This window comes from Ruegeria sp. C10 (assembly GCF_056537805.1).
In genome coordinates, this window is record NZ_JBQFSC010000002.1 from 562226 (window position 1) to 588955 (window position 26730).

General features: G+C 56.2%; 27 protein-coding genes and 1 tRNA gene. 18 read left to right on the forward strand and 10 right to left on the reverse strand.

Going from position 1 to position 26730, the window contains the following annotated elements:
* Positions 1–15 precede the first annotated feature (15 nt).
* The 6 genes from sufC to ACR0DE_RS11175 all read left to right on the forward strand — a co-directional run bounded on the left by sufC (position 16) and on the right by ACR0DE_RS11175 (position 4467).
* Positions 16–771 carry a Fe-S cluster assembly ATPase SufC gene (sufC, locus tag ACR0DE_RS11150; RefSeq protein ID WP_170393035.1) on the forward strand — a complete coding sequence of 252 codons (756 nt, stop codon included), beginning with the start codon at positions 16–18 and terminating at the stop codon, positions 769–771.
* Positions 771–2051: a Fe-S cluster assembly protein SufD gene (sufD, locus tag ACR0DE_RS11155; protein WP_170393036.1), complete on the forward strand. Its 1281-nt coding sequence runs from the start codon at positions 771–773 to the stop codon at positions 2049–2051. Before sufC ends, sufD begins: the two co-directional genes overlap by 1 nt.
* Entirely contained in the window at positions 2051–2536 is a 486-nt protein-coding gene (locus ACR0DE_RS11160) for a YIP1 family protein (protein WP_170393037.1), read from the forward strand. Before sufD ends, ACR0DE_RS11160 begins: the two co-directional genes overlap by 1 nt.
* Positions 2533–3099, forward strand: a complete 567-nt coding sequence (locus ACR0DE_RS11165) for a Yip1 family protein (protein ID WP_170510265.1) — start codon at positions 2533–2535, stop codon at positions 3097–3099. The genes ACR0DE_RS11160 and ACR0DE_RS11165 overlap by 4 nt, the downstream gene beginning before the upstream one ends.
* A 13-nt stretch (positions 3100–3112) precedes the next feature.
* The gene (locus ACR0DE_RS11170) at positions 3113–4333 is read left to right on the forward strand and encodes a cysteine desulfurase (RefSeq protein WP_170510270.1); all 1221 of its coding nucleotides are present in this window, start codon (positions 3113–3115) and stop codon (positions 4331–4333) included.
* Between the two features lie 57 nt (positions 4334–4390).
* Positions 4391–4467 (forward strand) — tRNA-Arg (locus ACR0DE_RS11175).
* A 128-nt stretch (positions 4468–4595) separates the two neighbouring features.
* Here ACR0DE_RS11175 and mepK read toward each other — a convergent pair.
* Positions 4596–5165: a peptidoglycan L,D-endopeptidase MepK gene (gene mepK, locus ACR0DE_RS11180; RefSeq protein ID WP_170393040.1), complete on the reverse strand. Its 570-nt coding sequence runs from the start codon at positions 5163–5165 to the stop codon at positions 4596–4598.
* Positions 5166–5510: 345 nt separating this feature from the next.
* On the opposite strand from mepK, the gene ACR0DE_RS11185 reads away from it, so the two are divergent.
* The 4 genes from ACR0DE_RS11185 to ACR0DE_RS11200 are packed head-to-tail and all read left to right on the forward strand — an operon-like array spanning position 5511 to position 9745.
* Positions 5511–7112, forward strand: coding sequence for a L,D-transpeptidase family protein (locus tag ACR0DE_RS11185; RefSeq protein WP_480753197.1), 1602 nt, complete (start codon positions 5511–5513; stop codon positions 7110–7112).
* A 34-nt stretch (positions 7113–7146) separates the two neighbouring features.
* Entirely contained in the window at positions 7147–8238 is a 1092-nt protein-coding gene (gene lpxD, locus ACR0DE_RS11190; RefSeq protein ID WP_170817779.1) for a UDP-3-O-(3-hydroxymyristoyl)glucosamine N-acyltransferase, read from the forward strand.
* Between the two features lie 32 nt (positions 8239–8270).
* Complete coding sequence (locus ACR0DE_RS11195) at positions 8271–8528, forward strand: acyl carrier protein (protein ID WP_170393043.1); 258 nt, start codon at positions 8271–8273, stop codon at positions 8526–8528.
* An 8-nt stretch (positions 8529–8536) separates the two neighbouring features.
* Positions 8537–9745 (forward strand): beta-ketoacyl-[acyl-carrier-protein] synthase family protein, encoded by a 1209-nt coding sequence (locus tag ACR0DE_RS11200; protein WP_480753200.1) that lies wholly within the window; start codon positions 8537–8539, stop codon positions 9743–9745.
* A gap of 52 nt (positions 9746–9797) precedes the next feature.
* On the opposite strand, the gene ACR0DE_RS11205 is transcribed toward ACR0DE_RS11200, so the two are convergent.
* Positions 9798–10397 (reverse strand): invasion associated locus B family protein, encoded by a 600-nt coding sequence (locus ACR0DE_RS11205; protein ID WP_170393045.1) that lies wholly within the window; start codon positions 10395–10397, stop codon positions 9798–9800.
* Between the two features lie 440 nt (positions 10398–10837).
* Here ACR0DE_RS11205 and ACR0DE_RS11210 point away from each other — a divergent pair, with 440 nt between their 5' ends.
* The gene (locus tag ACR0DE_RS11210; protein ID WP_170735015.1) at positions 10838–12385 is read left to right on the forward strand and encodes a helicase HerA-like domain-containing protein; all 1548 of its coding nucleotides are present in this window, start codon (positions 10838–10840) and stop codon (positions 12383–12385) included.
* A gap of 45 nt (positions 12386–12430) precedes the next feature.
* On the opposite strand, the gene ACR0DE_RS11215 is transcribed toward ACR0DE_RS11210, so the two are convergent.
* From ACR0DE_RS11215 to ACR0DE_RS11240, 6 genes are all read right to left on the reverse strand, one after another.
* A complete protein-coding gene (locus ACR0DE_RS11215) occupies positions 12431–12643 on the reverse strand; it encodes a hypothetical protein (protein ID WP_480438555.1) in 213 nt (70 codons plus the stop codon).
* Positions 12644–12870: 227 nt separating this feature from the next.
* The gene (locus ACR0DE_RS11220) at positions 12871–14184 is read right to left on the reverse strand and encodes a branched-chain amino acid ABC transporter permease (RefSeq protein WP_170509854.1); all 1314 of its coding nucleotides are present in this window, start codon (positions 14182–14184) and stop codon (positions 12871–12873) included.
* Entirely contained in the window at positions 14181–15191 is a 1011-nt protein-coding gene (locus ACR0DE_RS11225) for a branched-chain amino acid ABC transporter permease (RefSeq protein WP_170393049.1), read from the reverse strand. Before ACR0DE_RS11225 ends, ACR0DE_RS11220 begins: the two co-directional genes overlap by 4 nt.
* Before the next feature lie 85 nt (positions 15192–15276).
* Positions 15277–16107, reverse strand: a complete 831-nt coding sequence (locus tag ACR0DE_RS11230; RefSeq protein ID WP_170817778.1) for an ABC transporter ATP-binding protein — start codon at positions 16105–16107, stop codon at positions 15277–15279.
* Entirely contained in the window at positions 16104–16892 is a 789-nt protein-coding gene (locus ACR0DE_RS11235; RefSeq protein WP_170393051.1) for an ABC transporter ATP-binding protein, read from the reverse strand. The genes ACR0DE_RS11230 and ACR0DE_RS11235 overlap by 4 nt, the downstream gene beginning before the upstream one ends.
* A 125-nt stretch (positions 16893–17017) precedes the next feature.
* Positions 17018–18199 (reverse strand): ABC transporter substrate-binding protein, encoded by a 1182-nt coding sequence (locus ACR0DE_RS11240; RefSeq protein ID WP_170393052.1) that lies wholly within the window; start codon positions 18197–18199, stop codon positions 17018–17020.
* Between the two features lie 170 nt (positions 18200–18369).
* Between ACR0DE_RS11240 and ACR0DE_RS11245 the strand changes: the two genes are divergently transcribed.
* Positions 18370–19464 (forward strand): PQQ-dependent sugar dehydrogenase, encoded by a 1095-nt coding sequence (locus ACR0DE_RS11245; protein WP_480753204.1) that lies wholly within the window; start codon positions 18370–18372, stop codon positions 19462–19464.
* 88 nt (positions 19465–19552) lie between these two features.
* A complete protein-coding gene (locus tag ACR0DE_RS11250) occupies positions 19553–20080 on the forward strand; it encodes a GNAT family N-acetyltransferase (RefSeq protein WP_480753207.1) in 528 nt (175 codons plus the stop codon).
* A 20-nt stretch (positions 20081–20100) separates the two neighbouring features.
* Here ACR0DE_RS11250 and ACR0DE_RS11255 read toward each other — a convergent pair whose 3' ends face one another.
* On the reverse strand, positions 20101–21105 hold the full coding sequence (locus tag ACR0DE_RS11255) for a GlxA family transcriptional regulator (protein WP_170393055.1): 1005 nt from the start codon (positions 21103–21105) through the stop codon (positions 20101–20103).
* Between the two features lie 169 nt (positions 21106–21274).
* Here ACR0DE_RS11255 and ACR0DE_RS11260 point away from each other — a divergent pair, with 169 nt between their 5' ends.
* On the forward strand, positions 21275–22645 hold the full coding sequence (locus tag ACR0DE_RS11260; RefSeq protein ID WP_170393056.1) for a class II 3-deoxy-7-phosphoheptulonate synthase: 1371 nt from the start codon (positions 21275–21277) through the stop codon (positions 22643–22645).
* A 55-nt stretch (positions 22646–22700) separates the two neighbouring features.
* Here ACR0DE_RS11260 and ACR0DE_RS11265 read toward each other — a convergent pair whose 3' ends face one another.
* Positions 22701–23372 (reverse strand): PAS domain-containing protein, encoded by a 672-nt coding sequence (locus ACR0DE_RS11265; RefSeq protein WP_170562714.1) that lies wholly within the window; start codon positions 23370–23372, stop codon positions 22701–22703.
* A gap of 232 nt (positions 23373–23604) precedes the next feature.
* Between ACR0DE_RS11265 and ACR0DE_RS11270 the strand changes: the two genes are divergently transcribed.
* The 4 genes from ACR0DE_RS11270 to ACR0DE_RS11285 are packed head-to-tail and all read left to right on the forward strand — an operon-like array spanning position 23605 to position 26708.
* The gene (locus ACR0DE_RS11270) at positions 23605–24495 is read left to right on the forward strand and encodes a YicC/YloC family endoribonuclease (RefSeq protein WP_170393692.1); all 891 of its coding nucleotides are present in this window, start codon (positions 23605–23607) and stop codon (positions 24493–24495) included.
* Positions 24496–24510: 15 nt separating this feature from the next.
* Positions 24511–25152: a guanylate kinase gene (gmk, locus tag ACR0DE_RS11275; protein ID WP_170393058.1), complete on the forward strand. Its 642-nt coding sequence runs from the start codon at positions 24511–24513 to the stop codon at positions 25150–25152.
* Entirely contained in the window at positions 25149–25670 is a 522-nt protein-coding gene (locus tag ACR0DE_RS11280; protein ID WP_170405803.1) for a gamma carbonic anhydrase family protein, read from the forward strand. The genes gmk and ACR0DE_RS11280 overlap by 4 nt, the downstream gene beginning before the upstream one ends.
* Before the next feature lie 6 nt (positions 25671–25676).
* Positions 25677–26708 (forward strand): ATP-binding protein, encoded by a 1032-nt coding sequence (locus ACR0DE_RS11285; protein ID WP_170646058.1) that lies wholly within the window; start codon positions 25677–25679, stop codon positions 26706–26708.
* The last annotated feature ends 22 nt before the right edge of the window (positions 26709–26730 follow it).

Here is a 26730-nt window from a genome sequence, read left to right on the forward strand (position 1 = left end):
GCTAAAGGACAGAAAATGCTGGAAATCAATAACCTGCACGTCAAACTTGAGGAAGAAGACAAGCAAATTCTGAAAGGGGTCGACCTGACGGTCGAGCCTGGCAAGGTGCATGCGATCATGGGGCCCAATGGCTCGGGCAAATCAACGCTCAGCTACGTGTTGTCTGGTCGTGATGGCTATGAGGTGACCGAGGGCGGCGCGACGCTTGATGGCGAGGATCTGCTTGAGATGGAACCGGAAGAACGTGCAGCCGCAGGTGTGTTTCTGGCGTTCCAGTACCCGGTCGAGATTCCCGGTGTGGGCAACATGACCTTCCTGCGCACCGCCGTGAATGCGCAGCGCAAAGCACGTGGCGAGGAAGAGCTGTCGGCGACGGATTTTTTGAAAGAGGTTCGTGCCAAGGCCAAGGCGCTGAAAATCGACGCTGAAATGTTGAAACGTCCGGTCAATGTTGGCTTTTCGGGTGGTGAGAAAAAGCGCAACGAAATCCTGCAAATGGCGATGCTAGAGCCGAAGATGTGTATCCTGGACGAAACGGACTCGGGCCTTGACGTAGACGCGATGAAGCTGGTGGCCGAGGGTGTGAACGCCCTGCGCGATGAAGGGCGGGGTTTCCTTGTTATCACGCACTATCAGCGGCTTCTCGATCACATCAAACCTGACGTGGTTCACATCATGGCGGATGGTCGTATCGTGAAATCCGGTGGCCCCGAACTCGCGCTGGAAGTGGAAAACAACGGCTATGCCGACATCCTGGCCGAGGTGAACTGATGGCATTACCCCAAGCGAAACAAACGGCGACCGAGGAACGGCTGGCAGCGCTGACCATGCCGGATGCGGGATGCACACGCAAAGCGCGCGAAGCCGCAATTGCACGTGTACGCGCGATGGGTTTGCCCAGTCGTCGAGATGAATACTGGAAATATACCCGTCCAGACACTCTGGTCTCTGCGGAAGCTCCCAGTGCTGCTTTGTTCAAAACGGATGAACCGGCTCTGTTCCACGCGCTCGACCGACTGAAGATCGTTTTCATTGATGGCGTATTCAGCCCGGAAGAGTCTGATGATCTGTCTCTGGAGGGTGTAACGATCGATCGGCTGGAAGATATTTGTTGCAAAGATATCCATTGGGCCAAAGAGTTATACGGCGTTCTTGAAGCAAAAGGCCAAGATCCAGTGGCGCGTCCCTTGGCGGCGCTGAACACGGCCTATGCGTCAGATGGAGTTGCCATTCATGTATCCGGCAAGCCGAGCAAACCGATTAACCTGATTTATCGCCATGAATCTGAAACGTCGGATGCGATCCTGCATCACGTCGTTCGGGTTGAAAGCGGTGCCGAAGTCACGATCCTTGAAAACGGACCCGCAGCTTCGCGCTTCAACAAATGTATGGAGATCGATATCGCCGACAATGGCACACTGCATCATATCCGTGCGCAGGGCAGGGATCATCAACGCCGTGCGGCGACTCATATGTTCTCGCGGCTTGGCAAAGAATCCGTCTATAAATCCTTCACGCTGACCGTGAACGGAGTTTTAACGCGAAACGAGCAAGTCGTCGAACTGACGGGTGATGATGCGGTCGCGCACGTGGCGGGTGCGTGTGTTGGAGACGGTGATTTTCTCCATGATGACACGGTCTTTGTCACCCATGATGCGGTGAATTGCGAGAGCCGCCAAGTGTTCAAGAAGGTGCTTCGCAACGGTGCGACGGGTGTTTTTCAGGGCAAGATCTTGGTGAAGGAAGGTGCTCAGAAAACCGACGGTTACCAGATCAGCCAGTCGCTGCTTCTGGACGATGACAGTCAGTTCCTCGCAAAGCCCGAGCTCGAGATTTACGCCGATGACGTTGCGTGTTCGCATGGTTCGACCTCGGGCGCCATTGATGAAACGGCTTTGTTCTACCTGCGCTCGCGTGGAGTACCAACTGCGGAAGCAACCGACATGTTGACACTGGCCTTCCTGGCTGAAGCCGTCGATGAAATCGAGGACGAGGATCTGGCAGCTGATATCGTGTCCCGATTGCAAGATTGGCTGGCACGCCGACGCTGATGCCTGTCACAACTGATATCGTGGCCACGTATCGCGGACCGGGGCGTGTGGTGCGTCGGCTGCTTGATATGGGGCCGCGCGAAGATCGCGCATTGGCGTTTGTGATGGCGTTCTGTGTAATAGGCTTTATCGCACAATTGCCCGGCCTTGCACGGAGAGCTCATCTGGAAGGAATAGAGCTGAACATGCTGATGGGCGGGGCCCTGTTGGGCTCGGTCTTTATTCTGCCATTGTGCTTTTATCTTCTTGCTTGGCTTACCCATTTCATCGCGCGGATGATGGGGGGCGTTGGCACCAGCTATGGCGCGCGGCTAGCCTTGTTCTGGGCGCTTCTCGCGTCAGCGCCTTTGGTGTTGCTGAATGGGCTGGTGTCCGGTTTCATCGGCCCCGGGTCAGCGCAAACACTTGTGGGGCTGTTATGGGTTGCGGTTTTTCTCTGGTTCTGGTTGTCGGGCCTCAAGCAATCGCAAAAGGCTGCTAAATGAATTCCACCGCACTGCTCAACCTGGTCGTTCTGACCCTGTCCAATCCAGCCGAAGCCGCAAGACGATTGCTCGCGTTGCGGCTGGGTACGGATGTACTGTGGCTCGCCTTCTCTCTCGCGGTGATCCTGAACGCACTGGTCCAGTCTGCGTCCAGCTTCGTCCTGCCGCTTATCAGTCCGGATGTTCAGCAACTGGCTGAGCCACTATCGAGGACGCTTTTTGTTTCCGTTGCGGCAATCATGATCAGCGTCGTGACGTTCCTATTAGTGGGCCGCGTCCTGGGTGGAACGGGAACGTTCAATGACTTCATGACGCTGATTGTCTGGTTGCAAATCCTGCAAATTGCGGGGCAAGCAATCATTCTAGCGCTGGTTGCAGCGCTGCCGTTTCTATTCTTACCGGCCAGTCTGGCGATGCTGGGTCTTAGCCTTTACATCACCCTGCATTTTCTCAACGAGGCGCATCGATTTCAGTCGTTGGGAAAGTCGTTTGTGGTGATCCTGATCTCTGGTCTTGTGGCTGTCCCGTTTGTTCTTTGGCTGATCCCCGCCGGGTCTGTATAGGGAAGTCCTGTCTATGTATGACGTACAAAAAATCCGCGCTGACTTTCCGATCCTGTCACGTCAGGTCAACGGAAAGCCGCTGACTTATCTAGACAATGGGGCCTCCGCGCAGAAACCCCAGGTAGTGATCGACGCGATCACGCAGGCCTATGCGCACGAATATTCGAACGTGCATCGAGGGCTTCACTATCTGTCGAACCTTGCGACTGAGAAATACGAGGCCGTCCGTGGCACGGTTGCGCGGTTTCTGGGCGTATCAAACGAGAATGAGATTGTCCTGAATTCGGGTACGACCGAGGGAATCAATTTGGTCGCCTACGGTTGGGCAATGCCACGCCTGCAGGCGGGGGACGAGATTGTCCTCAGCGTGATGGAGCATCACGCCAACATCGTACCGTGGCACTTCCTGCGCGAACGGCAGGGCGTGGTGCTGAAATGGGTCGATGTCGATGCGACCGGTCATCTTGACCCTCAGGCGGTAATCGACGCCATTGGCCCCAAGACAAAGCTGGTTGCGGTGACCCAATGCTCGAACGTGCTGGGCACTGTGGTTGATGTCAAAGCAATCACGCAAGGCGCCCACGCCAAAGGCGTTCCGGTTCTGGTGGATGGCAGCCAGGGCGCGGTTCATATGCCCGTCAATGTCGATGACATCGGATGTGACTTCTATGCCATCACGGGTCATAAACTGTACGGCCCATCCGGTTCTGGCGCAATTTTTATCAAATCGGACCGCATGGCTGAAATGCGCCCCTTTATTGGTGGCGGTGACATGATCAAAGAGGTTTCAAAAGATCAGGTGATCTACAACGATCCGCCAATGAAGTTCGAGGCCGGAACCCCCGGCATCGTGCAGACCATCGGGTTGGGTGTGGCGCTTGACTATATGATGGACCTTGGCATGGAGAGCATCGCATCGCATGAGGCCGGCTTGCGCGACTATGCGATGCAACGGTTGAATGGATTGAACTGGCTGCAGGTTCAAGGCACCACAGCGAACAAAGCCGCGATATTCAGCTTTACTTTGGATGGGGCAGGGCATGCCCATGATGTTTCAACCATTCTGGACAAAAAGGGTGTCGCCGTGCGCGCAGGCCACCACTGCGCCGGGCCGCTGATGGATCATTTAGGGGTCACTGCTACCTGTCGTGCCAGCTTTGGGCTTTATAACACGACGGATGAGGTCGACACTCTGATCGATGCGTTGGAGCTTGCCCACGATCTGTTTGCCTGATCGTACTGCGGATTTGCAGTTGCACCCGGATTGGAACGAGGGTAGCTAACGGCCAAGGCACCTGTAGCTCAGCTGGATAGAGCGCTGCCCTCCGAAGGCAGAGGCCAGAGGTTCGAATCCTCTCAGGTGCGCCATTTCACCCTTGCTAGTCGTCATATTACGCAGAACTGACGGTGCACGAACCTGTTTTTCCAGGCAAAACAAAACCCCCGCCAGAACTATCTGATGGGGGTTGTGCAACAGCGAAAGATGAAATGCTCGATTAGCCGCGCCACGAGCGGATGACACCGCAATCCATGTGAACGAAATTTGAACGATAGTACTGTCCAACGCCACCGGCACGACAGGCCATCGCTGCCTTGCCCATTTGCGAGACCGAGCGTGATGACAGTCGCAGATCAGCAGCCTGACCCTTCATATGAAGCGAATTCTTCGCAACACCCCGCGAGCGGCGGCGCAGCATTGCGTTGGTTTGCGGCGAGCGGTAACCCGACAGCAGCATGTAGGGTTCGCTGACATCCAGAAGATTGTGGGTGGCAGCCATGATGTCGATGGTCCTCAGGTCCACGGACTTGACTTGATCGCTGCGCCAGTCGCGCATGAAGTGATTGACCTCTTTCACCGCGTCTTTGATGTATTTGCCATCAACCCAATAGACCATATCGATACGTTCACCGGTACGGCCGGAATACATGCGGATACGGCGAATATCACCTCCGCCGCGAAGGAAACCTGCTGCGTTGGAATATGTGGGGGCTGCAACAACTGCTGTTGCGGCGAATGCGCCCAATAGGGCACGCCGGGTCAGGCCCGAGGTACTGCTCTTGGTCATTTTTTGTTTCGTCCCGTACTGTTCCTGCCTGCACACGATGTTACGCGCGCCGTATTAATTTTTTCCCATCCCAGATGCGAGATTTATGGCACAGTAGGATTCAACAGCCAAGAAATCTTTGGTCGCAGTCAAATCAAGGGGGAAATTTCGGCAGTTTTTTGCGCAACTGATGCAAGTATGCTTGCTTTTGGCGCAGTTCGCGCGTCGGCGATGCAAACGCGCACCAGGGGTCAAAGAAGCGTTCTGGTGATGAATTTGTGAATAGACATCAGGCGCTCAGCAAAACATTATTTTCAGACGCCGCTTATAGGGCGTGACAAGTCATTGAAGAAACAGGGCCATCCTATGTCATTTGTTACCCGTGCTCGTTCAAGTGTTTTTATCGCCGCTTTCCTTGTGGCTTCGGCCTCAGTCGCGCAGGCGGGGACGGATGGCACAGCGTTTCAAATGGCCGTTGCGGAAAGTGTGTCCAACAGCCCGGCAATTGCTGAGTTTTATCGCACAAACGGGTTTGATCCGGTTTGGGTTGGCGATACGCCCGAACATGCTGCACGACGCAAAGCCCTTATCGAAGCGCTTTCGACGACCGATCTGCATGGATTGCCTGGGGCACGTTACGACGTCCAGACTTTGAAGACAAAGATGCAGGACGCGCGCAACACCCGTGATCTGGGCATGCTCGAGGCCGAGCTGACTCGGGTTTTTGTCAAATATGCCAGAGACTTGCATTCCGGTTCTGTAACGCCTTCGCAGATTGATCCCGGCCTAGTGCGGGCGGTGGAACGACGCAGCGCCGCAGAGCATCTTGAACTGCTCGTTTCCAGCCAGGGTGATACCTATTTCAGGGATATGATGCCTCAATCGCGCCAGTATCTTGCGCTGTTGAAACAGAAGAAGGCGCTGGAAGCGCTGATGACACAAGGTGGCTGGGGCGAGACCGTTCCTGTCTCCAAGCTTGAGCTTGGGGACACAGGGAGCAATGTCATCAGGCTGCGCAATCGACTTGTCGCGATGGGCTATTTGAAGCCTACTGCCAGCCCAAACTATGATGATGCGCTGTTTGCGGCGGTGCAATCCTTTCAGGCTGCTCATGGTCTTGAGGCGGATGGCGTAGCTGGCAAAGGCACTATTTCCGAGATCAATCGCCCAGTTTCAGACCGCTTGAAAGCTGTTTACGTTGCGCTTGAACGGGAGCGCTGGTTACCCAAAGACCGTGGTGAGCGGCATATTCTGGTGAATCTGGCCGATTTTTCTGCCAAGATCGTCGATGACGGGCAGGTCACGTTTGAGACTCGTGCCGTGATCGGCAAAAACACACATGATCGCCGCAGCCCAGAGTTCTCGGATGAGATGGAGCATATGGTGATCAACCCAAGTTGGTATGTGCCACGCTCGATCATCACGAAGGAATATCTGCCGCAATTACGGGCCAATCCAAATGCTGTCGGCCATATCCAGATCACCGACCGCCGTGGCCGTCAGGTGAATCGTGGAGCGGTTGACTTTACCCAGTTCACTGCGCGTAATTTCCCGTTTTCCATGCGTCAGCCCCCCAGCAAAAGCAACGCACTGGGGCTGGTGAAGTTCATGTTCCCTAATAAGTACAACATCTATCTGCATGATACGCCTCAGAAATCTCTGTTCGCACGCGAGGTTCGGGCATTCTCGCATGGATGCATCCGTTTGGCGCAACCGTTCGAGTTTGCCTATAAGCTGCTGGCCAAGCAGGAAGAGGATCCAAAGGCGTTTTTCCACCGCGTGCTGAACACGGGCAAAGAAACGAAGGTTGAACTGGATGAAAAAATTCCGGTGCATCTGATTTATCGCACGGCCTATATTGGCCCCAAAGGCGAGGTGCAGTATCGCCGCGACGTGTATGACCGGGATCGCAAAATCTGGGAAGCGCTGCAAAAGGCAGGGGTGGTCCTGCCGGACGTTCAAGGGTAATCACGAGGCAAATCCCGCCACGAGGACGCCCGACATGCAGTTTACTGTTCAACAAATCGCCGATTCCCTGGGGGTCGTCGCAGAAGGCCAGACTGGCCTGACCATCTTGCGGGCAGCCGAGCCAGGAGATGCCGGGCCAACCGATCTGGCCATGGCGATGTCGCCAAAATATGCTGAAGCCTTGGAGACCGGTGCAGCACGGGCCGCGGTTTTGTGGGATGGCGCGGACTGGAAAGCACTGGGGCTTGAGGCCGCCATTTTTGTGCAACGCCCCCGCATGGCGATGGCAGGGATCACCGCGATGCTGGATCGCGGGCAGGGGATTGCGCCGGGAATTCATCCATCGGCTGTCATTGATGAAACCGCCGAGATCGGGGTCGACGTATCGGTCGGCCCGCTTGCTGTTATCGGTGCGCGCGCGCGCGTCGGCGCGGGTTCGGTTATCGGCCCGCATTGCGTGATCGGGATGGATGCGTCGCTTGGTGAAAACGCGCTGCTGCGCGAAATGGTCAGCATCGGTGCGCGGGCTCAAATCGGTGATCGCTTTATCGCGCAGCCGGGTGCCCGTATCGGCGGGGACGGTTTCAGCTATGTCACGCCAGAAGTCTCGGGTGCCGAAAATGCGCGGAAAACTCTGGGTGATCAGGGGGATGCAAAGGCGCAAAGCTGGTTGCGCATCCATTCGCTGGGTGCGGTCGAGATTGGCGACGATGTCGAAGTCGGCTCGAACTGCACTGTCGACAACGGGACCATACGCAATACTGTAATCGGTAGTGGATCGAAACTGGATAATCTTGTCCACGTGGGACACAACACCCGAGTCGGGCAGGATTGTTTGTTATGTGGGCAAACCGGCGTTTCTGGTTCGGTCGAGATTGGTAATAACGTAGTACTGGGTGGTCAGACTGGTGTTGTCGACAATATTTTCATCGGGGATGGCGTCATTGCCGGTGGCGGCACCAAGATTCTGTCAAATGTTCCTGCTGGGCGCGTGATCATGGGCTACCCGGGCATTAAAATGGAAAGCCATACCGAGATATATAAAGCCCAACGTCGTCTGCCCCGATTGTCGCGCGACGTCGAGGCGTTGAAAAAGGCTGTTTTCAAACAGCCTTCAAGTGATTAAATCATCCCCAAGGCGAAAATCAGGGGATCGAGATGAGCATCAGCGACCGCGTCATAGCAATCATTGCCGAACAGGCCGTGCTTGAGCCTTCGGATGTGACGCCCGACAGTACGCTCGAAGAATTGGGCATCGATAGCCTGGGTCTTGTTGAGAGTATCTTTGCCATCGAGGAAGAGTTCGATATCACCGTGCCCTTCAACGCAAACGAGCCCACATCCGGCGATTTCGACATTTCGAATGTGACAGCGATCATTGCGGGTATCGAAAAACTCGTGTCTGAAAAGGTCTGACCGCCGGTATGAAACGCGTCGTCATTACGGGTGCTGGCACCATTAACGCGTTGGGCCATTCCGTCCCCGACACTCTGGAAGCCATGCGCGAGGGTCGTTGTGGTATCTCCGACCTTGAGTTTCGTGATGTGGATCGCCTGTCGATCAAGATCGGCGGTCAAGTCCGGGGTTTTGAGGCCGAGGGCCGTTTCAACCGCCAACAGATGACGCTGTATGATCGGTTCACGCAGTTCACGTTAACCGCCGCCAAAGAAGCGATCGATCAATCCGGTATCGTATTCTCGGGTGACACAGCCGCGCGGTCGGGGGTGGTGCTGGGAACGGCCGGTGGTGGCGTCTCCACCTGGGATGACAACTACCGCTCGGTTTACGAGGATGGTAAAAATCGCGTGCATCCTTTTGTCGTGCCCAAGCTGATGAACAACGCGGCGGCCAGCCACGTTTCGATGGAGCACAACCTCAAAGGCCCTAGCTTTACAGTATCAACAGCGTGTGCGTCTTCGAACCATGCGATGGCGCAAGCATTTCAGATGGTGCGCAGCGGGGCAGCGCCCGCAATGGTGACCGGTGGCTCGGAGTCGATGCTGTGCTTTGGGGGCGTCAAGGCATGGGAAGGGCTTCGCGTCATGTCAAAAGATGCCTGTCGGCCCTTTAGCGCAAACCGAAACGGGATGGTGCAAGGCGAAGGTGCGGGTGTTTTTGTGTTCGAAGAATACGAACACGCGCGCGCGCGCGGAGCAGATATCCTGTGCGAGGTCGTGGGCTTCGCCATGTCCTCGGACGCGGCCGACATAGTTATGCCGAGCAAACAGGGTGCAGCACGGGCCATGGCCGGGGCGCTATCGGATGCACGGCTGAATGCAAGCGATGTGGGTTACATAAATGCCCATGGGACCGGCACGGCTGCAAATGACAAAACCGAATGTGCAGCCGTTGCTGGTGTGTTTGGTCCGCACGCCGACGATCTGATGATTTCGTCAACAAAGTCCATGCACGGACACCTGATCGGCGGTACCGGCGCAGTTGAGCTTTTGGCCTGTATCATGGCCCTGCGCGACGGGGTGATCGCCCCGACCATTGGCTATGAAGAGCCCGACCCCGAATGCGCGCTGGATGTGGTGCCAAACGAGGCGCGTGAGGCGAAAGTTAATGTCGCCCTTAGCAATGCTTTCGCCTTTGGTGGGCTGAACGCCGTTCTTGCGTTGAAGCGTATATGAAGAAGCCGCCGTGTTATCATGGCGGCTTTCTTATTCGATGCTTTTGCGGGGCTTAGTTTATGGAAACGTTCAGTCCGTCAAAGCCTGCTGTGAAGCCAGACAAAGACATGTCCATATTCAGAACCTGATCTGGCAGGCGCGCAGGAACCAGCGACAGCACTGCCTTTTGGCCTGATTTCATCGCGTCGATATCACCCTGTGTCAAACCCAGTTGCGCCACGCAGCCAACTGGAATGCAGTGGTGATAATTGTAAAGCTTGCGCGGTGCCCCATCGATCGACATAGCCAATTGCGCCTGCAGCAGGGTTTCGAGCGGTACAACAACATTCGCCCAAGCAACAGCGGCACCGCCTTCGGGCAGTTTTCCGATCGAAACTTCGGCAATCGGATCACCCTGTTGGTTATTGAGGATCTGAACCATCGCGCAGGGATCGTCTTCGCCTTCGGTTTTGATGCAGGAAATATTCCATTCACCCGTTTGTTCTTTGACGTATTGCTCGCCAACACGGGGACCGGATTCACCCAGATCCAGATCGCTGCCAACTTCGGCTTCAGCACCGGCTTCAGGTTGCTGTGTGGTTTCCTGCGCAAATGCTGTTCCGCATAACAGTGCTGCGGCCGCCACATTAAAAGGGACAAGTTTCCTGATCATGAATGCCTCATCTAACTGATCCAGTTTTTTGTTTCCTCTATCACCGCAATTCAGTGGTGTCAGGGTAAATCCGAATTCCAGACCGGGAATTGATCGTTTTTTGCCGAAATGCGTGGGAAACACCGCGATCTGCAACGAAAAAGGGAGCCGGTGGAGCGGCTCCCTTCCTGAATATTTTCTCCCCGTCGGACTGGCCGACTTAGTTATGCGCAGACGTTACGAAAGGGGGACCCGTTGGTCAACTCCTAACCCTAAAAAACTATTCTTGCGTCTTTCGGTTTTTGTAGAATTTAAAAAAAGCCGTGCCCAAAGGCACGGCCAGTCGACAGGGAGGAAGTTTGCCCCCGCAGCCAAGCCACGAGAAGCAACATTTACTCTCGCAGCGAAAGGTTAACTTTGTATGCTTGCAGCAGATCGGTAGAATTCGGGACAGATTTTCAATGGACAACAAGATCTTCGTAGGCGGTGGTGGCGACGGCTATTCAGTGGCACAGGGGCTGTCGCTGAAATATGCGAACCGCCATGGCCTGATTGCTGGTGCGACCGGTACGGGCAAAACGGTTACGCTGCAAATTCTGGCTGAAGGCTTCTCACAGGCGGGGGTTCCAGTGTTTCTGGCCGATGTGAAAGGTGACTTGTCGGGGCTGGCGCTGCCTGGAAGCGAAACCCACAAATTACACCAGGCTTTTTTGGATCGGGCCGCGAAGATCGGGTTCGGCACATTCTCTTACGCCGCGTGTCCAGTCACGTTCTGGGATCTGTTTGGCGAGCAGGGGCATCCGGTCCGGACCACAGTAACCGAGATGGGCCCACTGCTGCTATCGCGATTGATGGAACTGAGTGAGGCGCAGGAAGGCATTCTGAACATCGCCTTTCGGGTCGCAGACGAAGAAGGCATGCCGCTGCTCGACCTGAAAGACCTGCAGGCATTGCTGGTCTGGATAGGCGAGAATCGCGCCCAACTATCGCTGCGCTATGGCAATGTCTCGACATCTTCGATCGGTGCTATTCAACGCCGCTTGCTGGTTCTGGAAAATCAGGGCGGTACCAATCTGTTTGGCGAGCCTGCGTTGGACCTGGCCGACCTGATGCGGACAGATGCGAACGGGCAGGGGATGGTGAACATTCTGGCCTCTGACAAGCTGATGGGCTCTCCGCGCCTATACGCGACTTTCCTGTTGTGGCTGCTTAGCGAATTGTTTGAAGAACTGCCCGAAGTGGGGGACCCTGAAAAACCGAAGCTGGTGTTCTTCTTTGACGAAGCGCACTTGCTGTTCGAGGACGCCCCCAAGGTGCTGGTGGACAAGGTCGAGCAGGTGGCGCGCCTGATCCGATCAAAGGGCGTTGGCGTTTATTTCATCTCGCAGAATCCGGCAGACATCCCGGAAGATATTTTGGGTCAGCTGGGCAACCGGGTCCAACATGCGCTGCGGGCCTTCACAGCGCGCGACCGCAAGAATCTGCGACTTGCTGCTGAGACCTATCGTGAAAACCCAGCTTTCGATACTGAGACCGCAATCCGAGAGGTGGGCGTGGGCGAGGCCGTGACGTCGATGCTGCAAAAGAAGGGTGTACCGGGCGTGGTCGAGCGCACTTTGATCCGGCCACCGGGCTCACAACTTGGTCCGATTACCAAAGCTGAGCGTCAGTCGGTGATCAAAGCTTCGCCGATGGATGCAAAATACGGCAAGCGTATCGACCGCAAATCGGCGTTTGAGATTCTGCAGGCGCGCGCGGATGCCGCTGCGAATGCGGCGGAACAGGCGGAATCCGACGAAGTTCTGGAACAGCAGACCCCGGCAGAACGCGAATACGCCTCGGCCCGAAGGTATTCGGGCAACCGCGTTGGGCGATCGTCATCTCGTCTTTCGCGCAAAAAGGATACCTTCGCCACGGCCATGAGCGAGGCCGTGATCAAAGAGCTGAAAGGAACAACTGGCCGCCGCATCGTCAGGGGCATACTGGGCGGCTTGTTCCGCAATCGCTAGAATCCGGAGTGCGGCGCGCGCCGAACCAGTCGCGCGCCCATATTGTTATCGATTAAGCCGGCGCAGGCCTTCCTGTCTGCAATAATTATCCGCCTCGGGCACCGACATTTTGGTGGCCGGAAAATCGATTGCGCGGTCCCAGGTGACGCGGTCCTGGCGGTAAAGCTGACAGGTCACAACACCTTTGGGCGTCTGGACCTTGACCGGGGTGGTCTCCAATTGTTCAGGTGAGGGAATACACGCTGATAGCGTTGCCATCAGCGGGATCCCGATTGCGAAAACTCTGAGTGGTTTAATCATTGCGACTACGGTGCTCTCATCTTGGTTAACTGTCAGATCGTTACAACTCCGCACCAAACAAACATGGTATGGGGCACAGCGCGATGTGGTGGATCACGATACACCGATTTAGAGCGTTCTGACTCGCCGCACAATAAAACGCACCGATTAACGGTGCGTTAGGGGAATTTCGCAGGAAATTTTGCTTATTTCTCGGGGATCAGCCCTCTTGGACTGAATCTGAGAACAATCAAAAGAATCAGCCCCATGGTGAACAGGCGCATATGTGCGGCGCTATCTATCAGATGCGTCTTAAGTGCGCTGCCGTCAGGCATGCCTGAGGTTATCAGGTTCATCAGCCACAGGCCCATGGGTTCAACCTGAACCCACAGGAACCAGATCAGGAACGCTCCCAGTACGGCTCCGAAATTGTTGCCCGACCCGCCGACGATCACCATGACCCAGACAAGGAAGGTAAAGCGAAGCGGGTTGTAAGTGCCCGGCGTCAGCTGCCCGTCCAAAGTGGTCATCATCGCACCGGCGATGCCGCAGATGGCTGAGCCCAGAACAAAGATCTGTAGATGGCGGCGGGTGACATCCTTGCCCATCGCCTCGGCGGCGACCTCGTTGTCGCGGATGGCGCGCATCATGCGGCCCCAAGGGCTTTTCAACGCCATCTGAGCCATCCACAGCAGCACCAGTAGCACGATCAGGAACAGCAAAGAGTAGCCCAGCTTGACGGAAAGCGTCGAGGCAGTAACCGGATCCAGCCCGAACCACTCGGCCCTTGCAAGGAAAGTTGGGTCTTGCTGCAATTCAACTTCGTAGCCAACCACCGGTGAGGGGCGTGGAATGCCGTAGACGTTCTTGACCCCACGTGCCAGCCAGTCCTCGTTTTTCATGACGGCGATGATGATCTCGGCGATACCAAGTGTGGCAATTGCCAAATAGTCCGAGCGCAGGCCCAGCGCCGTTTTTCCGATCAGCCATGCTGCGCCCGCCGCCAAAAGTCCCCCGGCAGGCCAAGCGAATAGGACAGGAAGGTTCAAACCGCCGATATTACCTGCGACAGCAGGATCAATCGCTTCGATCGCAGCTACGTTGGGATCAAAAATTGCGCGGTAAACAAAAAAACCTACGACCAGAATACCGATGATTGCAAAGGTTTGTGGGCGTCCCTTGGGCATTTTTTGGGCCACCATCACAGCTGCAACCACGGTTGCCGCGCCCATCAAAAGCGACAGGATGACGCCATATCCTCCACCAGACCAGGCGCCGGGGGTTGGGGGTGTCGAGACCAGCACAACCGCCAGCCCGCCCAGCGCTACAAAGCCCATGACACCAACGTTGAAGAGGCCAGCAAAGCCCCATTGCAGGTTGACGCCAATCGACATGATGGCCGAGATCAAGCCCATGTTCAGGATCAGGATTGCGGCGTTCCAGCTTTGGGTGAATCCGGTCAACAGGATGAGTGCGCCGACGACCACAAAAAGCAGCGTGTTTTTGACTGGCTCGCTCATATCACTTTTCCTTTGAACAAGCCGGTTGGCTTAAACAGAAGTACGATCAGCAAAATGGCAAAGCTGACAGCGAATTTGTAATCGGTGGACAGGAACTGCACCAAACCTGACGGCTCCAGATTTTCAGGTGCCAGATAGGTGAGCACTTTCTTCCACGCGTAGGTGATCGTCACCTCAGAAAACGCGATGATGAAACCGCCCGCGATAGCTCCCAGAGGGTTTCCGAGGCCACCCACGATAGCCGAGGCAAAGATCGGCAGCAAAAGCTGGAAATAGACAAATGGCTTGAAGCTTTTGTCGAGGCCGTAAAGCACGCCCGCAGTGGTCGCCAGCGCGGCAACGATGATCCATGTGATCATCACCACGCGCTCGGGGTTGATACCGGACAGCAACGCAAGATCCTCATTGTCAGAATAGGCCCGCATTGATTTGCCGGTGCGCGTTTTGTTCAGGAACCAGAACAACAGCGCCACTGCGACAACCGCGACGATCACCGTGATGCCCTGGGAGGTCTTGATTGCCAGCCCCTCACGCAGCCCAGTCATCGCCTTGAAATCTCGCGCCGAGACGATGAAACGCGCTCCGTCCGAGAACCTTTGGTCATCCGGACCGATGATGAAACGAACCAGCCCGTTCATGATGAACATCACACCCATCGAGACGATCACCAGAATGACCGGTTTGGCCTTCTGTTCCCGATAGAAGCGATAGACCAACCGGTCGGTGATCAGCACCAGAACGATACAGCCCAGAATGGCAAAGGGCAGGGCGAGCAGAGCCGTTGGCAACGGCCCGAAACTGACGCCAGCGGCTTGCAGGCCCCAAGTGACCAGCACCGCGATCATCGCGCCAAAGGCCATCGTATCGCCATGGGCAAAGTTAGAAAACCGCAGGATGCCGTAGATCAGCGTCACCCCCAAGGCGCCCAGCGCCAACTGGCTGCCATAGGCGATTGCGGGAACAAGAACGAAGTTGGAGAGCGCCACAAGGGCGTTGAGGAAGTCCATTAGTTCGTTACCTCATTTTCCAAGTTCGTAAGTCTTTTCGACCTGATTTCAGAGTGATCAAACACGAGAGTAGCTGTCACTGGCTTCATCCCCCCAAGAAACTCTTGCGAACTTCTGGATCGGCCAACAGCTCCTTGCCTGTCCCGGTATAGGCATTGCGACCCTGGACCAGTACATATCCCTTGTCCGCAATCTCCAGCGCCTGACGGGCATTCTGTTCGACCATCAGGATCGGTAACCCGGTGCGCGAGACCTCGATGATCCGGTCGAACAGCTCATCCATCACGATTGGTGAGACACCGGCGGTGGGTTCGTCCAGCATCAACACCTTGGGCTGGGTCATTAGCGCACGGCCCACGGCGACCTGTTGACGTTGACCACCTGACAGCTCTCCGGCGGCCTGATTGCGTTTGTCGCGGAGAATGGGGAAGAGGTCATAGACCTGCTCCATCGTATCCGAGAAATCGTCACGACGGATGAAGGCGCCCATCTCAAGGTTCTCTTCCACCGTCATCGACGTAAAAATGTTCGAGGTCTGCGGGACAAAGCCCATGCCGCGTACCACGCGGTCTTGCGGGCTGAGATTGGTGATATCTTCGCCATCCAGCCGCACAGACCCTTGGCGTACGTCCAGCATGCCAAACACAGCCTTCATTGCGGTGGATTTGCCCGCGCCGTTGGGGCCGACGATCACCGCGATCTCGCCCTTATCAACGGCGATGGTGCAGTCATGCAGGATGTCCGGCCCTTTGCCATAGCCACCGGTCATGGTGTCGCCAATCAGGAAAGGACCGCCCTCGACCCGTTGCGTTTCACCGCTTTTGCGATGCGCTGGTGTCATGGTGCCGACACCATGCGTATTGGTGATCGAGGCGTCCTTGTTGCCCTTGTCGTCCTGGTAGGGGTTGTCGCTCATGCGCCCGCCTCCAGCTTGTCTTTGTTCTTCAGGCCGGTGCCTAGGTAGGCTTCGATCACGTGTTCATTGGCCTTGATCTCGTCCAGAGTGCCTTCGGCCAGCACCTTTCCCTCGGCCATACAGATGACCGGGTCGCAAATCTTGCCGATGAAATCCATGTCGTGCTCGATAACGACGAAGGTATAGCCGCGTTCCTTGTTCAGGCGCAGGATCGTGTCGGCGATGGTCATCAGCAGGGTGCGGTTCACACCAGCGCCGACCTCGTCCAAAAACACGATCTTGGCATCGACCATCATGGTTCGGCCAAGTTCCAGCAGCTTCTTCTGACCGCCCGAGACCTGACCGGCCTTGTGATCGGCGAGATGTTCGATTGTCAGGAATTCCAGCACCTCATCGGCTTTCGCCCTAAGTGCACGTTCCTCATCCGCGATACGCTTACGCCCGAACCATGTGTTCCACAGCGATTCTCCGGATTGTGCGCCGGGCACCATCATCAGGTTTTCACGGCAGCTCATCGACGAAAACTCATGCGCGATCTGGAAGGTGCGCAGCAGGCCTTTATGAAACAGCTCATGCGGGGGCAGGCCAGTGATATCCTCACCGTCCATGTGTACCTTACCGCTAGTCGGTGGAAGTACGCCCGCGATCACGTTGAATAGCGTGGTTTTTCCGGCCCCGTTCGGTCCGATCAGACCGGTGATCGAGCCCTTTTGGATTTCCAGCGATGCCCCGTCCACCGCATGAAACCCGCCGAAATGCTTGTGCACGTCATCGACGACGATCATCTTTTCCCCTAGCCGCCGTTTTCGGCGTTTTTACCATCCCCGTTAACCGGAGTGCGGCCTTTTTTCATTGAAACAGCCCGGACACAAGGGCCGGGCTGCTTGTTTTTATGACTTTTAACCTTGGATCAACGGAAGTTGACGGTCTTGTTTTCGCCGTCGGTCACCTCGATCTCGCGATAGGAACCTGCGCTTTCACCAGGGCCGATCAGCTCAACGCCCGATGCGCCGACATAATCGATGTCCTGACCGGCAGCCAACAGCTCCAGACCTTTAGCCAGTTCTCCGGGGAAGATTTGCTCACCCGGAGCATTGGCGACATCCATGATTTTCGCGCCGTATTCAGCGGGGTTGGTCGAACCTGCGGCCTGCATCGCCAGCATGAACAGCGCGGCGGCGTCATAGCTTTCCGGCGAGTAGGGCGACGAACCGTCAAAGCCCGCAGCTTCAGCCATGGCAAAGTACTTCTCGGCACCTTCACCGCCCGAGCCAGCGATCTGACCGAACGAGCCGTTCAGGTCGGGACCAACGTTTGCCGGCAGCGAGTCACCGATCATGCCGCCCGGCAGACCGAACGTGTCAAACGCTCCGCTGTCCAGAGCCGACTGGATGATGCCCAAACCACCTTGGTCCAGATATCCTGCGACCACGAGAATATCGCCACCGGCCGAGGCCAGCGCGCCAACTTCGGCCGAATAGTCGGCCTTGCCGTCTTCGTGCGCGGCAACGATGGTGACTTCGCCACCCGAAGCTTCGAACGAGGATTGGATCGCGTCCGCCAGACCCTTGCCGTAGTCGTTGTTGGTGTATGTCAGAGCAATCGAGCTGATGCCACGGTCATTCAGGATGTCTGCCATTACCTGACCTTCACGCGCATCCGACGGCGCGGTGCGGAAGAACAGGCCGTTGTCTTCCATGGTCGACAGACCCGGAGACGTGGCCGACGGCGAGATCATGACCATGCCGTTCGGGATTGCGACGTTTTGCAGGATCGCGCCAGTGACGCCCGAGCAGTCGCCGCCGATGATACCGGCAACGCCATCGGCAATCATACGTTCGCCGTTCGAGGTGGCCAGACCATTGTCGATACAGCCGGTATCGGCGCGGGTTCCGGTCACGCTTGCGCCGTCCAGCAGTTTGCCGGATTCGGTGACCTCGGCCATCGCCATTTCAGCGCCCGAACCCATGGCCGGGGCCAGCGATTCAATCGGGCCTGTAAAGCCGAACAGCACGCCCAGCTTCACGTCCTCGGCCATAGCGGTACCCGCCAGCAGAGCGGTTGCTGCAGTAGCGGTAAGCAGCTTTTTCATTAGGTTACTCCCTATTTATCGTTTGAACGTCGTCGTTCTGGGCATGACCCTAGGCAAGCTGTCCGAAAAAGAAAAGTCCTAACAAAAAAGTGCTTTTGAAAGCAGCAATCCTATCTGTTTTGTTAGGTTAGGTCAGTTTGTTGCGGTGCACCACTAGGGATTGGGTCGATATGATCAGGACTTTTGCGATTCTCATTCTGTCGTGCTGGTCGATTGCAGGCTGGTCCGATGTCATCAACACAACCGGCGGGCCGGTTCAGGTTACTCAGGTGGTTAGAGGCCTTGATACACCTTGGGCGATTGGCATTCTTACGGATGGCAGCTTTGTTGTCACTGAGCGAGATGGCGAGCTTCTGTACGTTGCCGGAGGTGAGGCGAAGCGCATCAAGGGTCTGCCAAAAGTGGTCGCGAACGGGCAGGGCGGTTTGCTAGATGTCACCATCGCGCGTGACTTCAATCAGACCCGCGAGCTTTTTCTGACTTTCTCCAAATCGCAACGAGGCGGTGCAGGCACCGCTGTCGCTGTCGCTCGTTTATCGGAAAGCGGAGAACGTCTGACCAATCTGCGCGTGATATTCGAGGCCTCTCCCGGTGGCTCCGGCGGGCGCCACTTTGGTTCTCGCGTAGTTGAAGCGAATGATGGCACGTTGTTCGTCACTATCGGTGACCGAGGTGATCGCCCGGCTGCGCAGGATCGATCGAACCACATGGGTACGGTCATTCGGATCAACCGTGATGGTTCAGTTCCCGCTGATAACCCTTTTGTTGGCGATTCCAATGTAAGGCCCGAGATCTGGTCGTTTGGTCACAGAAACCCGCAGGGTGCCAATTTGGATCTGCAGGGCCGGCTTTGGGTTTCGGAACACGGGGCAAAAGGCGGGGATGAGGTTAATCTGATCAGACCCGGTGCCAATTATGGCTGGCCAGTGATTTCGTATGGCGTTCATTATTCGGGTCAGAAGATCGGTGAAGGCACGTCGAAGCAAGGAATGGAACAGCCCGAGCATTATTGGGATCCTTCCATCGCACCCTCTGGCTTGATGGTCTATTCCGGGAAACTTTGGCCGGAATGGAAGGGGAATCTATTCGTTGGCTCTTTGAAATTCGACTACATTGCACGTTTGGCGGGCGATCCACTGCGTGAGGTTGAGCAGATCGAAGGCCCCGAGACCGAACGTGTTCGCGACATCGTCGAAGCACCAGATGGGTCGATCTGGTTCATTTCCGTTGGGCAAGGCGCGGTTTACCGAATGACGCCCCTCTGACGGTATTAAACGGGGTTAGGGCGTTTGCTTCTATGCCATTCGGTCACGATGTATCTATTCCAGGCTTCAGGGTGATCGGGAGATTTGAATGTGTGATTTTGTAATCGAGCTTTGTGATACAATGCCGCCAAAGCGCGAACTGAATACGATCCTGGCACAATATTATGCGCTTATCGTGCAACGAATGCAGGATATGGGCTTTGAGATTGATCCAGCAGCCCCCGAAAGCGCATTGGCGGAGTTTTGGGCGCATACAGAGGATTACCTACCCCCGAATGGATGTCTTGTGGTGGCGCGAAACGATGCCGGAGATATCATTGGATGTGGGATGCTGAAACGATTTGATCACCAAACCGGTGAACTTAAGCGGGTTTTTGTGACCGAGGAGGCACGGGGGACCGGTGCCGGGCGTGCCTTGATCGAAGCCCGGGAACAGGCCGCGCGTGATATGGGTTTGAAACGCCTCATCGCCGATACGCTTACACCGAATGTCGAAATGCGCGACCTGTACCCCAAACTTGGTTTTGTTGAACTGGACTCACCAATCGAAACCACGACCTATCTGGATCAACCGATGTTACGGCCGCACCTGCACTACTTTGCGAAAGATTTGTAAGGTTTCCCTGCGGCTTTGGATTAAACAGACAACCGACCGCTCTGTGCACCGCGTTCGCGATAAGGCGTGGTGTTGTAATGCGCCCGGTAGCATTTGGAGAAATGCGACGGGCTGGCAAAGCCGCAAGCCAGCGCCACATTGATGACGCTCATATCGGTCTGCATCAGCAAGTTCCGCGCTTTATGCAGGCGCAGTTCCATGTAGTAGCGCTTGGGCGAGCGGCTGAGATAGCGGCGGAACAGACGTTCTAGCTGGCGTGTCGACATGCCTACGTCCTTGGCTAGAATAGAAGGCGAGATTGGCTCTTCTATGTTCTTTTCCATCATCAGGATAACCTGACTGAGCTTGGGGTGGCGCACGCCGATCCGTGTAGGTGTTGACAAACGTTGCGTGTCCTGATCCGTACGTATCGAAGAATAGATCATCTGATCAGCGACCGCGTTGGCCAGATCTTCTCCGTAATCTTCGGCAATCAGCTTGAGCATCAGGTCAATCGAGGATGTGCCGCCTGCAGTTGTCATTCGGTTGCCATCAACCAAAAACACCGACTTGGTCAGCTCTACTGTGTCGAATTCTTCGGCAAAACTGTCTGAGTTTTCCCAATGGATCGTTGCGCGCTTGCCTTCCAGCAAACCGGCTTTGGCCAGCGTATAGGCCGCGGTGCAAAGACCGCCGATTTTCAACCCTTTACGCGCTTCGCGCCGTACCCAGTTCAGAATGCGCTTGGTGGTTGCCGCTTGTACATCGACCCCCCCGCAGATCAGGACGACGTCGTCACGCTGCAATTCGGTCAGATCAGAATCAAGATTGAAAGAAGTTCCGGCTGAACAAGTCACTGTTTCACCGCCTTCGCCCGTCAAGGTCCAGGTATAAAGCTCTCGGTTGGCCATTCGATTGGCGATCCGCAGACTGTCCAAAGCCGAAGCGAATGACAAAAGGGAAAACTTGTCCAAAAGCACAAATACAAAGTTATGCGGCTTGCCTGTGCTATGATCCACAGTGACAACTTGGCGTTGCTCTTGCATGGCGAACTGTCCTTGATTCGGCGCGCACCGGGATTTCCACGGTGGCGGATATGCCAGTCACCATGCTCAAAGCTTGATTATGGCGTCAAGAGGCGCAAAAGGGATATGGCCTCTCATTCATGCTTTTTGTATAGAGGCCACCTGAAATACTTCAGCGGAGATAAAAGCTATGACTGAATGGCAAAAAACGAACTGGCGCAACAAGCCCCGGGTTCAGATGCCAGACTATACCGACGCGGCCGCGCTGGCCAAAGTCGAGGCGCAGCTTTCGCAGTATCCCCCGCTGGTTTTTGCGGGTGAAGCGCGACGGCTGAAGCAGCATCTGGGAGCCGCGGGTCGTGGCGAAGCGTTCCTGTTGCAAGGCGGGGATTGCGCTGAAAGCTTTGAGCAGTTCAGCGCGGATGCGATCCGTGACACGTTCAAGGTGATGCTGCAGATGGCAATGGTGCTAACCTACGGCGCCAAGGTTCCCGTGGTTAAAGTTGGCCGCATGGCGGGCCAGTTTGCAAAACCGCGCAGTGCGCCGACAGAGGTTGTGGACGGTGTGGAACTGCCCAGTTACCGCGGCGACATCATCAATGAGCTGGCCTTTACACCCGAGGCACGCATTCCGAATCCCGACAAGATGCTTCAGGCCTATACACAGGCGGCGGCAACGCTGAACCTGCTGCGGGCGTTCTCGACCGGTGGTTTTGCGGATATGAGCCACGTGCATTCGTGGACGCTGGGTTTTGCCGACGGGCAAGACGTTCAGAAATACTCTGAGATCGCCGACCGCATTCAGGATTCGATTGACTTCATGGGGGCTGCAGGCATCACCGCCGACACCACCCACGAATTCTCATCGGTGGAGTTTTACACCAGCCACGAGAGCCTGTTGCTTGAGTACGAAGAGGCGTTGACCCGTCTGGATTCGACCTCGGGCAATTGGTTGGCCGGTTCCGGGCACATGATCTGGATCGGCGATCGGACCCGTCAGCCCGACGGTGCGCATGTCGAGTTCTGCCGGGGTGTTCTGAACCCGATTGGTCTGAAATGTGGCCCGACAACCAGTGCCGAAGACCTCAAGGTTCTGATGTCCAAGTTGAATCCCGAAAACGAAGAGGGGCGTCTGACTCTGATCGCGCGCTTTGGTGCAGGTAAAGCGGGTGAGCATCTGCCGCGTCTGGTCAAAGCGGTAAAGGAAGAGGGCGCACAGGTTACTTGGGTCTGCGATCCGATGCATGGCAACACGATCAAATCCGCGACCGGCTACAAGACCCGGCCGTTTGATTCCGTGCTGCGCGAAGTACGCGATTTCTTTGGCGTACATCAGGCTGAAGGCACGATCCCCGGTGGTGTTCATTTCGAGATGACAGGGCTGGATGTCACCGAATGCACCGGAGGTGTGCGCGCGGTGACCGAAGAGGATCTTTCGGATCGCTATCACACAGCTTGCGACCCGCGCCTGAACGCCTCGCAGTCGCTGGAACTTGCATTCCTTGTCGCGGAAGAACTGACCAACCTACGTCGTGACCGCAGCAAGCGCGCTGCAAGCTGACTTCGAATACATCCTGAATTAGTAAGACGGCGGGCCTCATGCCCGCCGTTTTCATTTAGTCGTCACGTGATGATACCAACCTTAAGTGCGGTGCCCCTTTGAACGTGGTCTGGTCTTCAGCGAACCCCTCTGCTTGCTGTTGGACAGGCCTCGGAGGCTGTTGCAAATCAGAGATCGTGTTGACGCGGCGATCCGAGACGATGAAGCGACGCAGTGTCGACCCGATGGTTCCGTCGCTGACCATGACCCCAAGAATGCGGCTGACGTCGCCCAGATCGCTTTTAAGCGGCAGCAGGATCATGCGGGCCTGAAGGCTGGTTCGTCCCAGCTTGCCTTTCGAAAGCAAGCCCAGTTCGGCAACCGCGGGGCGGGTGAGGACTTGGTCCAGAATGGATTTGACATCATCGCGGGCGCTCGGTTCGAAAAAAGCCGTTAGAGGCATACCGCGAACTTCCATGCCCGCCAGATTGTTCAGGTGACTTCCCGCCAGCCGAAACCGGGCCAAACCCGGCGCGATGCGTTCCAGTATGAAAGTGTATTCGAGAATATTCTCCAGGCCGCGCGGATCGATCTGCGAGCGCATCGGAACGCTTTCACCTGTCAGCAAGGCGGTCCAATAGGCTTCGGCCTGACGGATGGGAGAAAGGCTTCGCCCGCTGTCAAATCGGTCCATTGCGATGATCTTTCCAAGTTCTGAGCCGGAACCAGTCCCGAAAAAGGTTTTCATTTCATGACCCTACCATCAATCACTCGCGATTTTCCTAAAATGCCATCTGATGGGCAAAGCTGCGATCCGCCAGCTTTTCTGACTGTCAGATTGACACGGGTTAATACAATTTTGGAGCAATTCTTTAACGAATGGTTAACCTCTTGGCATTGATTGGGGAATGAGCAAGGTCTTGCCCCTTGCTGGTCAATGGCATTAGGTGCGACCAGTGAATTTGACGGAAAGGGCAGGCATGATCAAATCCATGACCGGTTTCGCCTCGGGCAAGGGGGCGTTTGGTCCCCATAGCTGGACTTGGGAATTGCGCAGCGTCAATGGCAAGGGGCTGGATCTACGTCTGCGGCTTCCCGATTGGTTGACAGGGTTAGAGGCCGCGCTGAGAGGCGATCTGTCGAAGCAGGTCAACCGAGGGAACATCACGCTGTCCCTTCGGATGGGACGGGAAGAATCCGCCGCGGATGTCCGGTTGAACACCCCAGCGATGGAAGCTGCGCTGGATGCACTGGCCCAGACCGAAGCGCTTGCAGGCGCGCGGGGCGTATTGTTGGCTCCGTCCAAAGCCAGCGATCTTCTTGCCTTGAAAGGCATGTTGGAAGCCGGAGCTGACGCGGATGATCCAGCCCAGCTTGTCGAGCACCTGAAGTCTGAGTTCGGTGGCTTGCTTGCTTCATTCATTGAGATGCGCGGTTCCGAAGGTGAAGCTCTGTCAGGCATTCTTGCGGGACAACTCGACCAAGTCGCAAAGCTGACGGATCAGGCCGCTGATCTGGCCGAGCGTCGCCGCGAGGAAATGGCGCAAAACATGCGCGAAAACCTGACACGCGTTCTCGACAATACGCAAGGTGCGGACCCTGATCGCGTTGCACAAGAACTGGCCCTGATCGCGGTCAAGGCCGATATTACCGAAGAAATTGACCGGTTGAAGGCCCATGTCACTGCGGCGCGTTCCCTTTTGACGCAAGACGGCCCGGTTGGGCGTAAGCTGGATTTCCTGATGCAAGAATTCAATCGTGAGGCCAATACGCTCTGCTCGAAATCGCAGAATGCCGAACTGACGGCGGTTGGGTTGGAGCTGAAAGCGGTCATCGATCAGATGCGCGAGCAAGTGCAGAACGTGGAATAAGGACGGGAACATCACATGGCGGATCGCCGCGGTCTATTAATCATACTGTCCTCGCCTTCGGGCGCAGGTAAATCCACTCTGGCCCGCCGTTTGATGCAATGGGATGTCGGTTTGGAATTCTCGATCTCGGCCACCACCCGTGCTCCGCGCCCGGGTGAGGAGCATGGCCGGGAGTATTACTTCCTATCCGAGGACGAGTTCAAACAGCAGGTGGCGGATGGGCAGATGCTGGAACACGCGCATGTGTTCGGCAACTTCTACGGCTCTCCTGCTGGACCGGTCCGCGAGTCCATCACACAGGGGCGCGATGTGCTTTTTGATGTCGATTGGCAGGGAGAAGTGCAGATCCGCAATTCGGATCTGGGCAAGCATGCGTTGTCGATTTTCATCCTCCCGCCCTCGATCCGCGAGCTTCGGCGCAGGCTGGAAGGGCGTGGGCAGGACAGTGAGGATGTGATCGCCAAGCGCATGTTGAAAAGCTGGGATGAGATCAGCCATTGGGGCTACTACGACTATGTTCTGATCAACGATGATTTGGATACCACCGAGGAAAAGCTGAAGACCATCGTCAGCGCAGAACGCATGCGTCGCATCCAACAGCCCAGCCTGCAGAACCACATCCGCTCGTTGCAGACCGAGTTCGAGGGCTTGTCATGACCATCTATGCTTTGGGCGATGACTCGCCGCAAATTCACGAAGACACCTGGGTAGCCCCCGACGCCAACTTGATCGGCAAAGTAGTCCTGGAACAAGGCGCTTCGGTCTGGTTCGGGTGCACCATCCGGGCCGATCACGAAGAAATCCGTGTGGGCGCAGGCAGCAATGTGCAGGAAAACTGCGTGATGCACATCGATGCGGGCTATCCGCTGACCATTGGGAAGAACTGCACAATTGGTCACAAGGTCATGCTGCATGGTTGCACGATCGGAGACAATACGCTGATCGGTATGGGGGCTATCGTTCTAAACGGGGCGAAGATCGGAAAGAACTGTCTGATCGGGGCGGGGGCGCTGATCACCGAAGGCAAAGAGGTTCCCGATAATTCGTTGGTTATGGGCTCGCCGGGCAAAGTTGTGCGGCAGCTTGATGAGGCGGCGGCCCAGAAACTAACGCTGAGTGCGCTGCACTATCAGGACAACATGCGCAAGTTTCGCCAAACATTGCGTCCGGTCTAAACGCGCATGACGGATACCCTGCTTGCCGAATTGGTTTCAGCCATTCCGATGCCCGCCGTGCTGGTTGGTCGGACCGAGCGTATTGTCGCCGCAAATAGCGAGGCGCGGACGCTTTTGGGGCACGCAATCGAAGGCAGGCATTTTGCCACAATCCTGCGCCAGCCTCAGGTCATCGATGCCGTCGAACAATGCCTGCGCTCGAAGCAGCCCGGCAAAGCGCGGCATCTGTCCAATGATGGTGCTCAGGATACGACGTTTGAGGTGCAGTGCAGATTCGTCGGCGGGACCGAAGCGGTATTGGCGGTATTTCAGGATATCACGCATTTGGAACAGGCAGGTCAGATGCGGCGCGATTTTGTGGCCAATGTCAGCCATGAATTGCGCACGCCGCTAACGGCCTTGATGGGGTTTATCGAAACATTGCGAGGCCCCGCCCGCGACGACACCGCCGCCCGCGACCGCTTTCTTCAGATCATGGCGGATGAGGCCAATCGGATGAACCGGCTTGTGGGGGATTTGCTGTCGCTGAATCGAGTGGAAAGTGAAGAACGGGTCAGACCCAAAGAGCCATTGGAACTGACAGGTCTGATTCAATCGACCTTAAACACTCTGCGACCGCTGGCGGATGATGCCAGTGTTGTTGTTTCGTTGGATGCCCCAAACGAGTCGATCGAGATGGTCGGAGACAGCGATCAGCTTCGTCAGGTGATAACCAATCTCGTTGAAAACGCGATCAAATACGGGGGCAGCGGTGGCAAGGTCGGTGTGGTCGTAACCCTGTCTGAGCGGGATACGGCGATGCGCGGTCCTGCGGTACGGATCAAGATCATTGATCAAGGGCCCGGTATTGATGCCAAACACCTGCCCAGGTTGACCGAACGGTTCTATCGCGCAGACAGTCACCGCTCGCGCGAGTTGGGCGGAACCGGACTGGGGCTTGCAATCGTGAAGCATATCGTCAATCGCCATCGGGGCAGGTTGCGTGTGGAAAGTGAACCGGGGCAGGGAGCGACGTTTACGGTCATTCTACCACGCTGAGGGCGTGCCAAACGCGGGCTTT

Excerpts from the sequence above, each read along its gene's own strand:
- sufD (WP_170393036.1), top strand. The coding sequence starts at position 771 with ATGGCATTACCCCAAGCGAAACAAACGGCGACCGAGGAACGGCTGGCA.
- ACR0DE_RS11265 (WP_170562714.1), bottom strand. The coding sequence starts at position 23,372 with ATGAAAACCTTTTTCGGGACTGGTTCCGGCTCAGAACTTGGAAAGATC.
- ACR0DE_RS11235 (WP_170393051.1), bottom strand. The coding sequence starts at position 16,892 with ATGATCGTCGTCGATGACGTGCACAAGCATTTCGGCGGGTTTCATGCG.
- ACR0DE_RS11205 (WP_170393045.1), bottom strand. The coding sequence starts at position 10,397 with ATGATCAGGAAACTTGTCCCTTTTAATGTGGCGGCCGCAGCACTGTTA.
- ACR0DE_RS11260 (WP_170393056.1), top strand. The coding sequence starts at position 21,275 with ATGACTGAATGGCAAAAAACGAACTGGCGCAACAAGCCCCGGGTTCAG.
- ACR0DE_RS11160 (WP_170393037.1), top strand. The coding sequence starts at position 2,051 with ATGCCTGTCACAACTGATATCGTGGCCACGTATCGCGGACCGGGGCGT.
- ACR0DE_RS11285 (WP_170646058.1), top strand. The coding sequence starts at position 25,677 with ATGACGGATACCCTGCTTGCCGAATTGGTTTCAGCCATTCCGATGCCC.
- ACR0DE_RS11210 (WP_170735015.1), top strand. The coding sequence starts at position 10,838 with ATGGACAACAAGATCTTCGTAGGCGGTGGTGGCGACGGCTATTCAGTG.
- ACR0DE_RS11165 (WP_170510265.1), top strand. The coding sequence starts at position 2,533 with ATGAATTCCACCGCACTGCTCAACCTGGTCGTTCTGACCCTGTCCAAT.
- ACR0DE_RS11185 (WP_480753197.1), top strand. The coding sequence starts at position 5,511 with ATGTCATTTGTTACCCGTGCTCGTTCAAGTGTTTTTATCGCCGCTTTC.
- ACR0DE_RS11270 (WP_170393692.1), top strand. The coding sequence starts at position 23,605 with ATGATCAAATCCATGACCGGTTTCGCCTCGGGCAAGGGGGCGTTTGGT.
- ACR0DE_RS11225 (WP_170393049.1), bottom strand. The coding sequence starts at position 15,191 with ATGGACTTCCTCAACGCCCTTGTGGCGCTCTCCAACTTCGTTCTTGTT.
- ACR0DE_RS11245 (WP_480753204.1), top strand. The coding sequence starts at position 18,370 with ATGATCAGGACTTTTGCGATTCTCATTCTGTCGTGCTGGTCGATTGCA.
- ACR0DE_RS11170 (WP_170510270.1), top strand. The coding sequence starts at position 3,113 with ATGTATGACGTACAAAAAATCCGCGCTGACTTTCCGATCCTGTCACGT.
- ACR0DE_RS11250 (WP_480753207.1), top strand. The coding sequence starts at position 19,553 with ATGTGTGATTTTGTAATCGAGCTTTGTGATACAATGCCGCCAAAGCGC.
- ACR0DE_RS11200 (WP_480753200.1), top strand. The coding sequence starts at position 8,537 with ATGAAACGCGTCGTCATTACGGGTGCTGGCACCATTAACGCGTTGGGC.
- ACR0DE_RS11280 (WP_170405803.1), top strand. The coding sequence starts at position 25,149 with ATGACCATCTATGCTTTGGGCGATGACTCGCCGCAAATTCACGAAGAC.
- ACR0DE_RS11240 (WP_170393052.1), bottom strand. The coding sequence starts at position 18,199 with ATGAAAAAGCTGCTTACCGCTACTGCAGCAACCGCTCTGCTGGCGGGT.
- sufC (WP_170393035.1), top strand. The coding sequence starts at position 16 with ATGCTGGAAATCAATAACCTGCACGTCAAACTTGAGGAAGAAGACAAG.
- ACR0DE_RS11215 (WP_480438555.1), bottom strand. The coding sequence starts at position 12,643 with ATGGCAACGCTATCAGCGTGTATTCCCTCACCTGAACAATTGGAGACC.
- ACR0DE_RS11230 (WP_170817778.1), bottom strand. The coding sequence starts at position 16,107 with ATGAGCGACAACCCCTACCAGGACGACAAGGGCAACAAGGACGCCTCG.
- ACR0DE_RS11220 (WP_170509854.1), bottom strand. The coding sequence starts at position 14,184 with ATGAGCGAGCCAGTCAAAAACACGCTGCTTTTTGTGGTCGTCGGCGCA.
- ACR0DE_RS11255 (WP_170393055.1), bottom strand. The coding sequence starts at position 21,105 with ATGCAAGAGCAACGCCAAGTTGTCACTGTGGATCATAGCACAGGCAAG.
- gmk (WP_170393058.1), top strand. The coding sequence starts at position 24,511 with ATGGCGGATCGCCGCGGTCTATTAATCATACTGTCCTCGCCTTCGGGC.
- ACR0DE_RS11195 (WP_170393043.1), top strand. The coding sequence starts at position 8,271 with ATGAGCATCAGCGACCGCGTCATAGCAATCATTGCCGAACAGGCCGTG.
- mepK (WP_170393040.1), bottom strand. The coding sequence starts at position 5,165 with ATGACCAAGAGCAGTACCTCGGGCCTGACCCGGCGTGCCCTATTGGGC.
- lpxD (WP_170817779.1), top strand. The coding sequence starts at position 7,147 with ATGCAGTTTACTGTTCAACAAATCGCCGATTCCCTGGGGGTCGTCGCA.